Origin of the sequence: Mycobacterium paraseoulense, from assembly GCF_010731655.1 — a bacterium.
GTDB classification, from domain to species: domain Bacteria; phylum Actinomycetota; class Actinomycetes; order Mycobacteriales; family Mycobacteriaceae; genus Mycobacterium; species Mycobacterium paraseoulense.
Genome location: NZ_AP022619.1, coordinates 5,419,161 through 5,433,363, shown reverse-complemented (window position 1 = coordinate 5,433,363; position 14,203 = coordinate 5,419,161). Strand labels below are relative to the sequence as shown.

Annotated in this window: 11 protein-coding genes; 2 read left to right on the top strand and 9 right to left on the bottom strand. The window is 68.5% G+C overall.

Features of this window, described 5'->3' with window-relative positions; all coding sequences use genetic code 11:
- Positions 1-148 precede the first annotated feature (148 nt).
- Together otsB and G6N51_RS25370 are read left to right on the top strand one after the other, a co-directional pair.
- A complete protein-coding gene (gene otsB, locus G6N51_RS25375) occupies positions 149-3,784 on the top strand; it encodes a trehalose-phosphatase (protein WP_408632576.1) in 3,636 nt (1,211 codons plus the stop codon).
- Positions 3,785-3,905: 121 nt separating this feature from the next.
- Positions 3,906-4,715, top strand: a complete 810-nt coding sequence (locus G6N51_RS25370) for a universal stress protein (protein WP_083173681.1) — start codon at positions 3,906-3,908, stop codon at positions 4,713-4,715.
- A gap of 24 nt (positions 4,716-4,739) precedes the next feature.
- Here the strand turns inward: G6N51_RS25370 and G6N51_RS25365 are convergent, their stop codons facing one another.
- The 9 genes from G6N51_RS25365 to G6N51_RS25325 all read right to left on the bottom strand — a co-directional run bounded on the left by G6N51_RS25365 (position 4,740) and on the right by G6N51_RS25325 (position 14,037).
- Positions 4,740-5,108, bottom strand: coding sequence for a SpoIIAA family protein (locus G6N51_RS25365; RefSeq protein WP_083173680.1), 369 nt, complete (start codon positions 5,106-5,108; stop codon positions 4,740-4,742).
- Between the two features lie 34 nt (positions 5,109-5,142).
- Complete coding sequence (locus tag G6N51_RS25360) at positions 5,143-6,015, bottom strand: universal stress protein (RefSeq protein WP_083173679.1); 873 nt, start codon at positions 6,013-6,015, stop codon at positions 5,143-5,145.
- An 11-nt stretch (positions 6,016-6,026) separates the two neighbouring features.
- Positions 6,027-6,560: a GNAT family N-acetyltransferase gene (locus tag G6N51_RS25355; protein ID WP_158086246.1), complete on the bottom strand. Its 534-nt coding sequence runs from the start codon at positions 6,558-6,560 to the stop codon at positions 6,027-6,029.
- A gap of 87 nt (positions 6,561-6,647) precedes the next feature.
- Complete coding sequence (locus G6N51_RS25350) at positions 6,648-8,294, bottom strand: sensor histidine kinase (protein WP_083173702.1); 1,647 nt, start codon at positions 8,292-8,294, stop codon at positions 6,648-6,650.
- A gap of 281 nt (positions 8,295-8,575) precedes the next feature.
- Positions 8,576-9,247 carry a hypoxia response regulator transcription factor DosR/DevR gene (gene dosR / locus G6N51_RS25345; protein WP_083173677.1) on the bottom strand — a complete coding sequence of 224 codons (672 nt, stop codon included), beginning with the start codon at positions 9,245-9,247 and terminating at the stop codon, positions 8,576-8,578.
- Between the two features lie 59 nt (positions 9,248-9,306).
- Positions 9,307-10,131: a universal stress protein gene (locus G6N51_RS25340; protein WP_083173676.1), complete on the bottom strand. Its 825-nt coding sequence runs from the start codon at positions 10,129-10,131 to the stop codon at positions 9,307-9,309.
- Positions 10,132-10,138: 7 nt separating this feature from the next.
- Positions 10,139-10,909 carry a universal stress protein gene (locus G6N51_RS25335; protein ID WP_083173675.1) on the bottom strand — a complete coding sequence of 257 codons (771 nt, stop codon included), beginning with the start codon at positions 10,907-10,909 and terminating at the stop codon, positions 10,139-10,141.
- Between the two features lie 68 nt (positions 10,910-10,977).
- Entirely contained in the window at positions 10,978-11,982 is a 1,005-nt protein-coding gene (locus G6N51_RS25330) for a 1-phosphofructokinase family hexose kinase (protein WP_083173674.1), read from the bottom strand.
- Positions 11,983-11,997: 15 nt separating this feature from the next.
- A complete protein-coding gene (locus G6N51_RS25325) occupies positions 11,998-14,037 on the bottom strand; it encodes an erythromycin esterase family protein (protein ID WP_142275104.1) in 2,040 nt (679 codons plus the stop codon).
- Positions 14,038-14,203: the final 166 nt, after the last annotated feature.

The following is a 14,203-nucleotide window of genomic DNA, read 5'->3' as shown; positions in this document are numbered from 1 at the left end:
GCGACCGTCGATCATGAGGCTTTAGTCACCAACCGCATGGCCATGAGGCCCCCCTGCGCCGACGACCCTTGACGGGCTCCCGCACTGTGGCATCGTCGCAAAGGTGACCGAATGGCCAGTCATTGTCGATAGGCGCTACCACGATGCCGTGATTCTCGGGATCGACTGTGTGGTCGCAGAAACGGCACCGGGCGCGGTCGAGGCCCGCGAGTCGACCGCCGCATTCCTGCAGCGGCTGCGCGACGCCGGTGTCGCCACCGCCGTTTACTCGTCCACCCGTGACTGCGCGCCCCTGTTGCGCGCCGCCGGGATCGAGGAGCTCGTCGGCGTGGCGGTCGGCGCCGCCGGCACCGCCGAGGGGGTCGATGCGGCTCTGATGACGACGGTGACGCGCCTGGGGGTACGCCCGGTGCGTTGTGTCCTGATCGACTGTGGCGAAGCGGGGGTGGCGGCCGGCCGAGACGGTGACTTGGGCCTCGTCCTCGGCCTCGAGCGCAACGGGGGGGCCGACGAATTGCTGTCGCGCGGGGCGGACACCGTCGTCGCCGACCTCGCGGAGATCTCGGTGCGGCGCGGCGGCGTCCCGATCTCGACCATCGCCGACGCGATGGGTGTCTACAGCCAGCTCAAAGAGCTGGTGGCGAGCCGGCGACCGGCCGTGTTCCTGGACTTCGACGGCACGCTGTCCGAGATCGTCGGCCGGCCGGAATCCGCCACGCTGGTCGAGGGCGGCCTCGAAGCGCTGCGCGCGCTGGCCGCAGAGTGCCCCGTCGCGGTGATAAGCGGCCGCGATCTCGGCGATCTTCGCGAACGCGTGCCGGTCGACGGAATTTGGTACGCGGGCAGTCACGGCTTCGAACTCGTCGCGCCGGACGGGACCCAACAGGAGAACGCCGCCGCGGTCGACGCCATGGGTGCCCTGACGCGTGCGGCCGACCGGACGGCGGAGCTGCTCAACGACATCGCCGGGATCTGGGTGGAGCGCAAGCGATTTGCCGTCGCGATCCACTATCGCAACGTCGACCCGGCAGAGGTCGACCGCATCATCGCGACGACACGCAAACTCGCGCGATCCCAGGGCCTGCGGGTCACGATGGGCCGCAGAGTCATCGAGCTGCGCCCCAGCCTCGATTGGGACAAGGGGAAAACGCTGCACTGGATCCTCGAACGCATCGAGGGAGCGAGTTCCGGCGCCATGCTGCCGATCTACGTCGGCGACGATATCACCGACGAGGACGCTTTCGACGCCGTCCAATTCGACGGCGTGGGAATCGCGTTGCGCCACAACGAGGACGGGGATCGCCCGTCCGCCGCGCTGTTCAGCCTGGCCGATCCCCCCGCGGTGTGCGAATTCGTCCGGCGGCTGGCTCGCGATCTGCACGAGGCGGCGGCCGCCCCCAGCGATCCATGGCAGTTGGTTTATGAGGGTTACGACCCGAGTTACGAGCGGCTGCGCGAAACCCTGTGCACCGTCGGTAACGGCTACGTCGCCACCCGGGGCTGCGCTCCGGAGGCAGCGGCGGCCGAGGCGCACTACCCGGGGACATACGCGGCCGGTGTCTACAACACGCTGGCCGATCGCATCGCGGGCCGAACCGTCGAGAACGAAAGCCTGGTCAACCTACCCAATTGGTTGACGCTGACATTCCGGATCAACGACGGGCCGTGGTTTCACATCGACGACACCGAGTTGTTGTTCTACCGGCAGACTTTCGACCTGAGACATGCGACGTTGATCCGCACGATCCGATGCCGCGACGGTGCGGGCCGGATCACGACGATGACCCAAGAGCGGTTCGCCTCCATGCACCAGCCGCACGTGCTCGCGATGCGGACCACGATCGTTGCGGAGAACTGGTCGGGCACCGTCGAATTCCGGTCGCTGCTGGACGGGGGCGTGCGCAATACCATGGTCGAGCGCTACCGCTCGTTGTCGAGCACCCACCTCGCATCGCCGGTGATCGACGAAACCGCAACTGAATCGGTGGTATTGCGCACCGAGACGTCGCAGTCGCGGATCGCCATCGCGGTGGCCGCGCGCAGCACCGTGTGGAGCGGCGACACACCCGCCGATGCGCGGTACAAATTCGTGCGAGAAGCCGACCGGGGCGGTCACGATATCGCGGTGGAGCTGGCCGCCGGGCAATCGGTCACCTGCGAGAAGATCGCGACGATCTTCACGGGCAGGGACAGCGCGATCTCGGAGCCGGCGAGCACCGCCCAGCTGCACCTCGACGCCGCCGACCGCTATGCCGAGCTGCATCGTCAGCACGCCCGGGCCTGGGATTTGCTGTGGGAACAATGCACCATCGGCCTGACCGACGGCGCCGACGCGCTGCGCGTCCTCCGGCTGCACTTGGTGCACCTGCTGCAGACGCTCTCACCGCACACCGCCGAGCTCGACGCGGGAGTCCCCGCGCGCGGGCTGCACGGCGAGGCATACCGCGGACATGTCTTCTGGGACTCGCTCTTCGTCTCCCCGGTGCTCAGCGTGCGCATGCCCAACGTGGCCCGGTCACTGCTGCTCTACCGTTATCGGCGGCTCCCCGAGGCCCGCCGGGCGGCGCGCCGAGCCGGCTATCTGGGCGCGCTGTATCCCTGGCAATCGGGGAGCGACGGGCGCGAGGTGAGCCAGGAACTGCACCTCAATCCGCAGTCCGGCCGGTGGAATCCGGATGCCAGCGCCCGCGCACACCATGTCGGCCTCGCCATCGCGTTCAACGCCTGGCAGCACTACCAGGTGACCGGGGACCGCCAGTTCCTTGTCGACTACGGCGCCGAGATGCTGGTCGAGATCGCGCGTTTCTGGGTGGGGCTCGCGGGCTTTGACGAAAGCCGGGGCCGCTACACGATCAACGGCATCATCGGCCCCGACGAGTTCCATTCGGGCTACCCCGGCAAGGAGTACGACGGGATAGACAACAACGCCTACACGAATGTCATGGCGGTCTGGGTGATCCTGCGGGCGATGGACGCCCTGGACTTGCTGCCGCTGCGCGACCGACTCGATCTCGTCGGCAAGATCGATCTCACCAGCGACGAGCTCGACCGGTGGGATCACGTGACGCGGCGCATGTTCGTCCCCTTCCACGACAACGTGATCAGCCAGTTCGAGGGGTATTCCCAACTGGCGGAGCTGGATTGGGAGCAGTACCGGCAGCGCTACGGGAACATCCAGCGGCTCGACCGCATCCTGGAGGCCGAGAACGACAGCGTGAACAACTACAAGGCGTCCAAGCAGGCCGACGTGCTGATGCTGTTCTACCTGCTGTCCTCCGACGAGTTGCTGGCCGTGTTCGGCCGGCTCGGTTATCGCTTCGCGCCCGAGCGGATTCCGGAAACCGTGGACTATTACCTCGCGCGCACCTCGGACGGGTCGACGCTCAGCTCGCTCGTCCATTCATGGGTGCTCACCCGCGCCAACCGGCATCACGCCATGAAGTACTTCGTGCAGGTGCTCGCCTCCGACGTCGTCGACATCCAGGGCGGCACCACGTCGGAGGGGATACACCTGGCCGCGATGGCCGGCAGCATCGACCTGCTGCAACGTTGCTTCACCGGGCTGGAAACCCGCGACGACCGGCTGATCCTGAGCCCGCAGTGGCCGAAAGGGCTGGATCCCATCGAGTTCCCGTTCGTGTACCGGGGCCAGCGGCTGCACCTTCGGGTCAGCGGCCGGGCGGCCGACCTGACCTCCGAGGCGGGCAACAGCGCGTCGATCGCGGTGGAATGCCGCGGCCGGATGCAAGACCTGTTACCCGGGCACACCGTCCAGGTCGCCTGACCCGGTGTGACCAATGCCCCGGAACCGGGGTCGAACGGCCCTGCTGGACCAAGCCTGTCTTTCCATAACGTGGCCAGTGACGGGCCTTGGCGCCCGATAGCCAGTCACACGGGAGGACTCGATGAGCAATCCGTCGCAGCGGATCGTGGTGGGTATCGACGGCTCGGAGGCCGCCATCAACGCGGCCAAATGGGCCGTCGACGAGGCCGTCAGCCGCAACACCCCGCTGCGGCTCATCCATGCCGTTCCCGAGCGGCCCGCGGACACCGCGGGCGACGACAGCCTGGACATCCAGTACGCGCAGGCGTCGTTGCGCGCCGCCGATGCGGCGATTCAGGCCATGGGTAAGCCGGTCAAAATCGAATGCGACGTGGTGCGCGGTTCCCCGGAAAGTGCCTTGGTCGACGAATCGCGCAACGCCGCAATGGTTTGCGTGGGGTCGGTGGGGACGGGCTGGGTGGCCCGCAAGGTCCTCGGCTCGACCGCGGACACCGTGGCGCAGAAGGCGAACTGCCCGGTGGCCATCATCCGCACTAACCACGACGGGACGCAGCCCGATGGTGGATATGTCGCCGTTGCGGTCGACGAATCGGCCGGCAACGACGCGGTGCTCGAGCACGGCTTCCATCAGGCGCGCCTTCGGGAAGCACCCATCCTGGCGATGGGGGTCTGGCGGTGGGGCCTCGGCGAGATTCCCTACCAGCAGCTGAATCATCGGCTCGGGCCGTGGGTGTCGAGGCATCGCGAGGTGCACGTCCAGCCCGCCGCGGCACGACGTGGACCCGCCGAATTCCTCACGCACACATCCGAGCCCGTTCAACTCGCGGTGGTGGGCAGCGACGAGGCCGACAAGGTCGCGCGCATCGTCGGGCCGGTCACCACCCATCCGAACGGCCACCCGGGCTGTTCGGTGCTCGTCGTACGCGACTGAGTCGGACGCGACCGAGCGGTCGGGTTACCCGGCCGCCCATTGTTTGGCGCGCTCGAGCTCGTCGAGCCCGAACACGGCGATCTCGCCGGGGACCAGCCACGCCAGGGCGTGCAGGACGGGGGCCACCCAGTCCTTGTCGGAGACCACCGCGATCCGTTTGAACGCCGAATGGTGCGGCAGCACGGTGCCGAAGCCGAGCTTGAGATCCTCGAGGAATCCGCCGGGCCCGAATCCCTGGTAATCGGATTCGATCACCTCGACGATCCTGACCTCGCCCGTCTGTAGCACCCGGTCGATCTCGGGCTTGAAGTCACGCAGCTCGTCACCGCGCAGCCGGCCCGACACGCGGATGCCGATCACATTCTCCGGCATGTCTTCCAGCAGTTCGATCATCGCAAGCCTCCTGCAACGCCGTCGATTCTCTTCGTCAACGGACGACCAGCACCGGTATCCGGGCCGACTGTGCCACCGCGGAACTCACCGAGCCGAGCAGCATGCCGGGGAATCCGCCCCGCCCGCGGCTGCCGACCACCAGCAGTTGGGCGCGTTCGGACTCCTGCAGCAACCACTCGGACGGCTTGTCGCAGAACAGCTTCCGTTCGACGTGCACGTCGGGATAGCGTTCTTGCCAGCCGGCCAGGCGTTCGGCGAGGATTTCCTGAGCTTCCTTCTCCCGGTCATGCCAGTCCATGCCGAGGATGGGGAACACCCCCACGTCGCTCCACACGTGCAGCGCCACCAGCCCCACTCCCCGGCGTGACGCTTCGTCGAAGGCCAGGGTGGTCGCGGCTTCCGATGCCGGCGACCCGTCGATGCCCAGCACCACCGGGGCGCTGGAGTCCGGCGCCGCCCCCTCGTCGGAGTGGATGACCGCGACCGGGCAGTGCGCGTAGTGCAGGAGCCCCGCGGTCACCGAACCGAGCAGCAGGCGCCCAAGCGCACCAAGGCCCTGGCTTCCCGCGACGAGCATCCAGGCATCCTTCGATGCCTCGATCAACGCCGGGACGATGGCCGAATACACCGTCTCCGTGTGTATTTCGGGCGGTTCGGAATCGCCCAGGCTGGCGCGAAGCATCTTGCGGGCCTGGTCTATGACATGTTGAGCGCTGTCTTGCTGCCATTCGGGCATGTCCGCATACAGCTGGCCCACCGGCCAGCCCACCACGACGGGCGGGACAGCGTACATCAGCGTGATGGGCAATCCGCGCATGACGGCCTCACGGGTGCCCCAGGCGACGGCGGCGTCGGACGCCGCCGAACCGTCGACACACACCAGCACTCCGTGTTTCTTAGCACTCATGGTCCGCTCCTCTATGCCGACGCCTCGTCCAGTTCGGGTAGGTCGATCTCGAGATGGCGGATCGAGCCGTAATCGATTGGCCGGCACGGCCAGCCGAGATCGAAGAAGACCGTGAGCATGGGGTGGTTCTCGCCGAGGACGTCCGCGGTGAATCGCACGATCCCGTGCGCCCGGGCCACGGGAGCCAGCTGCTTGAGCAGCGCCGTGCCCACGCCCACCGAATGGTCTTCGTGGGCGACCACGATCGCGACCTCGGCGACCTTCGGGTCCTCGACCACGATGCAATGGGCCACCCCGATGAGCCGATCGGCGTCGAAGGCGCCAAGAGCGTACAACCCGTCCGCGGGCTCGGTCAGTTTCGCGACGAGCTCGTGCAGCGGCGACAGCTGCAGCGTGAAGAAGCGGAAGTACCGGTCATAGTCGGACAGGTGTTCGTGGAGCGCCAGGACGGCGTCGGCGTCGGCGGCGGTGAGGGGACGCAGCGAGACCAGGCGCCCGTCGAGCAGCCGCGCCGTGGCGGCGACGTCCACCGAGCGATCACTCACCTGCCCGAGGTTAATCGCGGGCCGACGGGGTTGGGCAGGGCCGTTAGACCCCTCGGCCGTCCCCATTGGTCCCGCCGCGGACGATCGCTACTGATCGAGGAGCGGGGCCACCCAGTGGACCCGGGTACCGCCCTCCGGCGGCCCGGTGATCTCGCACGCACCGCCCAGTTGTTCGGCGCGGCGCTTCATGTTGGCCAGACCGCTGTGGCGCGTGTTGCCGGCGGGTATGCCGGAGCCGTTGTCGATGATGTCGAGGACGAACATGTCGGCGACGCTGATCTCGACGGTCAGCCGCGAGGCGCCCGAATGACGCAGGGCGTTGCTGACGGCCTCCGTGCTCACCGCTTCGGCGTGGTCGGCAAGCTCACCCCCGACGGCGGTCATCGGTCCGTGCATGCGGAGGGTGGTGACGACGTCGCGGTGCTCGGTCAGGTCGGCGACCATTTGCTGGATGCGATGCCGGAAGTCGTTCTTACCCGGCGGGGATTTCAGCTGGAAGATCGTGGTGCGGATCTCCTCGATGATGGTTTGCAGATCGTCGAGCGTGCGGTTGAGCCGGTCGGACACCTCCGGGGAGCGCGCCCGGGCGAGCGTTCCCTGCAGATCCATGCCGGCGGCGAACAGCCGCTGGATGACGTGGTCGTGCAGGTCGTGCGCGATGCGTTCGCGCTCGGCCAGGATGGTCACCTGGCGCGCGTCGTCACGAGCCGACGCGAGCACGAGCGCTATCGCGGCGTGCGTGGCGAAATCGCTGACCAGATCGAGGTAGCTCTCGTCGAAGGGCGGCTGGTCGCTGGCGCGGGCGATGGCGATGACGCCGACGACCTCGTCGTGGGCGCGCAGCGGCATGAGGATGGCCGGGCGCTGCCCGACATCGGTGAAGGCCTGAATCGGGTAGCGCAGCGTCTCGGTGATCATCGGTTCGCCGGACCGGAAAACGGCGCCGCTGGTAGACCCGTCCACCGGGACGTGTTGGCCGACCACTTCGGTGGCGTGCACCCCCACCGCCGCCGAGACCACCAGCGTGTCGACCTCGTCATCGGGCAGGTCCGGATCGGCCGGCACCAGGACGATCGCCTGCTCGGCATCGGTCAGGGTACGGGCACGTTCGGCGATCAACTGCAACGGGCGCCGGTGCGGATCGGCGTTGGACAGCAGCGCGGTCGTGATTTCGCGGCTGGCCTCCATCCACTTGGCGGCTGTGCGTTCGCGTTCGAACACCTGCGCGTTGTCGATGGCGATCGCGGCGGCGAACGCCAGCGCGCGGGCGGCCACCTCGTCGGAGTCGGAGAACACCCGCTGCGGATCGACGTGAGTGAGGTACAGGTTGCCGAACACGCTGTCCCGGATGGTGATCGGCACGGCGAGGAAGGCGCGCATCGGGGGGTGGTGTTCGGGGAACCCCACGGCGGCCGCGTGGGCGGTGAGGTCGTCCATCCGCAGAGCCGGCGTGTCCAGCAGCGACAGGCTCAGCAGTCCCTTGCCGACCGGCAGGTGCCCGATCCGGGACGCCGTGTCGGCGTCCATTCCCTCATGGACGAACGAGAGCAACTCGCCGTCGGGATCGCGGATGGCCAGGGCGCCGTAGGGGGCGGAGGTCAACCTCCTGGCGGCGCCGATGATCCGGTGCAGGGTGGCGTCGAGGTCGAGGCCGGCGCCGATCTCGACGATGACCCGGAGCAATTGCTCCATCTGGTCGCGGGCCGCCAGCAATTCGTCGAGCTGCTGGTGCATCCTGCCGACCAGCCCGCGCTGGCCGAGGTCGGCGAACGCCGAACCCTTCTCGTCGTCAATCACCCGGACAGAAACCTCCCTGCTTTCTCAGGGCTATGGCTCTAAGGGCTGTGCGAAACGCGCAGTACACAACGCGAAGATGCCGCCACCAGCTTAGCCCTGACCGGTACCGGACGCCTAACAAAGCCGGCGGATGTCCTCCGCCAGTCGGCGACGGCTCAGCGACGCCTGGTAGCAAATACCTGTGGCCGCCGAAGCAGGACACCGCACGTCCGCGCCGATCAGTCCGGCGGGGCCTCTTTCGGGATACCGGTATGGTTGGAGTGTTGATCCAGCTTCGACGCGAACACCGCCGCCTGAGTGCGGCGCTCCATGCCGAGCTTGGCCAGCAAACGCGAAACGTAGTTCTTCACCGTCTTCTCGGCGAGGAACATCCGCGCGGCGATCTGCCTGTTCGTCAACCCTTCACTGAGCAGGCCCAGCAGCGTTCGCTCCTGTTCGGTCAATCCGGACAGCGGGTCTTCGCGTTCGGCCGCACCGCGCAGCTTCGCCATCAGCGCGGCCGCCGCCCGGTTGTCCAGCAGGGATTTTCCGGCGCCGACCTCCTTGATGGCGTGGGCCAGCTCCATGCCCTTGATGTCCTTGACGACGTAGCCGCTGGCGCCGGCCAGGATCGCCTCCAGCATCGCCTCGTCGGAGGTGAACGACGTCAGCATCAGGCAGCGCAGGTCGGGATGATCGGACACCAGGTCGCGGCACAGCTCGATGCCGTTGCCGTCCGGAAGCCGCACGTCAAGCACGGCCACGTCGGGTCGCAGTGCGGGTATCCGCGCCTTGGCTTCGGAGACGGAGCCCGCCTCGCCGACGATTTCCAGCTCGGGATCGGAGGCCAGCAGGTCGGCGAGGCCGCGCCGGACGACCTCGTGGTCATCGACCAGGAAAACCTTAACCATTACGAGCCCTTTCGCCGGTCATAGGACCTTCAATATCACATATCCATCATCGTCCAAGCTCACAAGTGTTGCCGATTTACGACCAACAGCGAACAGTTGGCGTCCTGCATCACCGAACTGCCGACCGGTCCGACGAGTTCGGCCACATGCGCACGATTGTGGGCGCCGACAATCACCAAGCCGACCGGCCCGCGCGGACCGGCCAGGTATTCCAGCAGACCGACGTGCACCGCGACCGACTCGAGCCGCAGCTGCGGATGGCGCCGCTTCCACCGGACCAGCCGGCGTTCCAGGTCGGCGAGCGCCTGGCGGTCGGCCTCGCTGATCCCCACAGCGCCTCCCGCCGGGCCGATCCGTCGCGAGATGACCGCCTCCAGGGTGGCGCCACGCAGCAGAGCCTCGTCGATGGCGGCGTCGAGCAGATGAGGGTCCGCGGACCCTTCGATCTCGACGACGGCTTTGTCCCCGGGTTGCGGGCGGTGACCGTCTCGGCCACGGACGATCCCGACCGGGCAGCGCGCCGATACTGCCAGGGCCGCTGCCGTGGAGCCGACCCGACCCGGTTGGAAGTGCCGGAGTCCCACGGCACCCACGCAGACCATGGCCGCCGACGCCGACGAGCGGATCAGCGACCCGACCGCGGGCCCGGCGACGACCTCCGTCTCGATCTGCACCGGCTTGCCCGCCGCCCGGACCGCGGTCACCGCCTGGCGCACCGCCAGCTCCGCGTGTTCGGGGGCGTCGTCGCGCTCGGTCGCGTGCAGGAGGCGCAGCGGAACGCCCCGACTCACCGCCTCGTCGACCGCCCACAGGGCCGCGCGGATCGCCGCCTTGGAGCCATCGATGCCGGCGACGATCGACTGGGTCCTGGCTGACTCGGGCATCGGTCTCTTAGTGGCGGACCACAAGTACCGAGCAGTCGGGATAGCCGACGATCGGATGGCAGTTCGGCGTGGCCAGCCCCACCATCTCTTCGGCATCGGCGCTACCCACCACCGCCAGGTCGATTGCCCCACCGAGCTTTTCGCTGGGCCTCACACCGGTCCCCGCCGCGACGGTCTGGACGTGGACATCCGGATAGCGGCGGACCCAGCTGTTCAGGCGCCGGTCGATCTGGCGCACGGTGGCGTGGCGACGCCGCCCCTCCTCCATGGCCTGGTGCACGACCTCGTCGTTGTCGGCGTCGTCGTTGAGCACCACGGCGATCACGCCGAGCTGCGTCGGCGATCCGTCGGGGTTGGTGCGGATGACGGCGACCGGGCAGTGCGCGTGTGCCACCAGGCCCGCTGCGGTGGGGCCCAACAGCCCGTCGGAGGCCCAGCCCCGCCTGGCGGTGCCGACGCAGACCAGCGCCGCGTCCTCGGATTGGCCCACCAGCACCTGCGCCGGGTCCCCCGAGAGGATCGCGGTCTCCACGTCGACCGGCTTCGCTGTCGTCTGCAGGGCCCACTCGGCCTGTGACAGCGCCGTTTCCGCGCGCTCGAGTGCCCATTCGGAGGTGGGGGCCGACCCGCCCGGCGCCTCTCGGCCGGCGATGACGTAGACGAGGCGCAGTGGCAGTTGCCGGCTCACCGCCTCGTCGACCGCCCATTTGGCGGCGTTTACCGCTGCTTGCGAGCCGTTGATGCCCACGACCACTGACTTCGCGTCCAGTTCCGTCATGTCGGCTCCTGACTGATTCTCATCGCTGCTGTCAGGGTATTGCGCCCGCGGCCGTCGCGGAGGGGCCGTTAGGCCTCAGCCCGGATGCCGTTCGTCCCGACGTCGGTGACGTCGCTGGGCTCGCCGACGAGGTCGAACAGTCTCTCCACATCCGCGCGCTCGCAGACCTGTGTGCCGGGCGTCATCAGCTTCGCGGTGCCGGCGGCGATTCCGAATCGCACGGACTTGGCCAGCGGCCATCCGCGACTGAGAGCCACCGTGATCGCGGCAACCATCGCGTCGCCCGCGCCGACGCCGCTTCCGCTGGGCATCGGTATCGCCGAAAACCGGTGGCTGGTATGGCGCGTCGCCAACAGCGCACCGTAAGAACCCAGGGACACCACCACCACGTGTGCGCGGCCAGTCTCGATCAGCTCGTGGGCGGCGGCGAATTGCTCGGGCTCGGTGGCGAGCCGGCGGCTGACGCATTCCCTGAGTTCCCGCACGCTCGCCTTGAGCAGAAACACCCCGGAGGAGATGTGCTGCAAGCCGCCGCCGGACGTATCCAAAATCAGTGGCACGCCCAGCTGTTGGCAGATATCGGCGACGCCCTGGTAGTAGTCGGCCCGCACACCCGGCGGCAGGCTGCCGCTGGCCACGACGAAGCGGGCCGATTCGGCCGCGATCTTCAGTAGGTCGAGGCAGCGCTCCTGCTCCGGAACGGTCAGCTCCGGGCCCGGCAGGACGAACCGGTATTGCTGGCCGGTGCTGGTCTCGTTGACCGTGAAGCTCTCCCGCGTCTGCGCGTCGATCGGAATCCGCCGGAACGGCACCTCCGCGTCGCTGAGCAGGCTCGTGACGAGACCGCCGTGCGAGCCGCCCGCGGGAAACACCGCCAGCACCGAGGCTCCCAGGGCCTGCGCGACCCGGGCCACGTTGATGCCTCCCCCGCCCGGGTCGTAACGAGTCGCGGAGCAGCGCAATTTATCGGTCGGCCGCACCACGCCGACGCTCGTCGTGATGTCGAGCGCCGGATTCATGGTCAGCGTCACGATCTGCGCGCGGTCCGCACCCCACTCGGCAGCCGTCTCCATGTCTTTCGTTGCCCCCTAGAGCCCGCTCGGGTAGGTTTCCGGCGTTTCGCCCGCCACCCACACGCTGGTGACCTCCAGGGGTTCCAGCGCCCGGGTGCGGTCGATGTGAATCATCGCGTCGAACTGGTCGGCCGGCCGGACGTGGAAGTAGTGGCTCTGCCGCTCGGTCTCGGGCCGGTAGATCACGCCGATGGCGCGCCCCAACCGGACCGCGCTCAGCGGCTCCGCGGCCCCCGAGCCGATGTGAGGCGACACCAGGAACTCGCCCCTGCCCGTCTCGTGCAGGAGCTCTTCGATGCTCCCGTTGAGCGCCGGGCGGACGACCTTTCGTTCGGCGATGCCACCCCAGTCGCTGGCCGCGGTGACCGTGCCCGAGTAGGTGCTGAAGCCGATCAGACGTGATTCGTCGCCGTGCCGCTGCCGGACCAGTTGACCCAGGGTGAGTTGTCCGTCGGACCACACTTCGGTGGCGCGCGCGTCCCCGACGTGGGAGTTGTGTGCCCACACCACGATTCGTGCCGACGGCACGTCGTGGTGGCGGTCAAGATGCTTCAGCAGCGCCTCGAGCGTCTGCGCCATGTGCTTGTCCCGGAGGTTCCACGAAGTGACCCGCCCGCTGAACATCGCCCGGTAGTACACCTCCGCGTTGTGCACCGTCTGGGCGTTTTGGTGGGCGTAGAACAACTCGTCCTCGGCGAGCAATCCGTCGCGGCGCGCATACGCCAACGCATTGCGCTGGATGTCGACCAGCTGGTCGATGGCTTCCCTCTCACACGACGGGCCGGCGCCGAAGGCCGCCGAGAACCCGTACGCCTGAGCGTCATCCGCCGAGGCGTGGTCGAAGCAGGCGTAGCGTTCGCGCGCCCGCGCCGCCGCCCTGGGGTCGATCTTGTCGAGGTAGGCGATCACCTCCTGCATCGACCGGTGCAGGCTGTAGAGATCCAGTCCGTAGAACCCGGCCTGCCGCTGGCCGTTGTTCTCGTGCCGCCGGTTTCGGGTGCGCAGCCACTCGGCGAAGTCACGGACGACGGTGTTGCGCCACATCCAGGCGGGGAAGCGCTCGAAACCGCTCAATGCCTCGTCGGCGCTCGTGTCGTCCCCGATGCCGCGGACGTAGCGATTCACCCGGTAGGCGTCGGGCCAGTCCGCCTCGGCGGCGACCGCGCAGAACCCCTTCTCCTCGATCAGCCACTTCGTGATCTCCGCGCGGGCCTCGTAGAACTCGTGCGTCCCGTGCGAGCTTTCACCGATCAGCACGATGCGCGCATCGCCGATCAGCTCGTCGAGCGTGTCGCGCGGGGGGACACCCGCGGGCGCGTCGATGGCCGCCCGGTCGATCAGCTCGGCGGGCGTGTGTGCCGCGGCGCTCTTCGGCGCCCCGGTCGTCGGGGTGGCCAGCAGCCGGCGCACCTCGTCGTCGGTGACCTGGCGGAAATCCCAGAACGACTCCCCGACCGCGAGGAACGGGGTGGGCATGCTTGCGCATACGACATCGTCTACCAGGCCGGCGAATTCCCGGCACGTCGACTCGGGCGCCGCCGGCACGGCGACGACGATGTGGGCCGGCTCGGCTTCGCGAAGCGCCTGCACCGCCGCGGACATGCTTGCGCCGGTGGCCAATCCGTCGTCGACGAGGATGACCGTCTTGCCGGCGACGTCCACGGGTGGGCGGCCGTCGCGATAGGCGGCCTCGCGCCGAACCAGTTCCCGGCCTTCGCGTTCGGCGACGGCACGCAATTCCTGCGGGGTGATCCGCAAACCCCGCACGACGTCGTCGTTGACCACGACGCGGCCCCCGCTCGCCAACGCCCCCACGGCGAACTCCTCGTGGCCGGGGGCGCCGAGCTTGCGCACAATGAAGGCGTCCAGCGGCGCGCGCAGCGCCGCCGCCACCTCCCACGCCACGGGGATGCCGCCGCGCGCCAGCCCCAGCACGATCACATCGGGCCGATCGCGGTAGGCGCCGAGGAGGTCGGCCAGGATCCGGCCGGCCTCACCGCGGTCCCGGAACACGCGCCGCGGCGAGCTCCGGGCAGCGTCAGCGGCTCTGGTCATCGCACACCGCGCTCGGTGCCCGTTGGACTGCGCTTGGGCGGCGGACGGTGAGGGGGGGCATGGGAATCTCCTCACGTCTTCGTGTCAACCTCGACGAATCCATCCGACCGCACCGGCGTAATCGGCGGTAGGGACCGAAGTCCCGGGCTTGCGGGTCGTTCGTCGG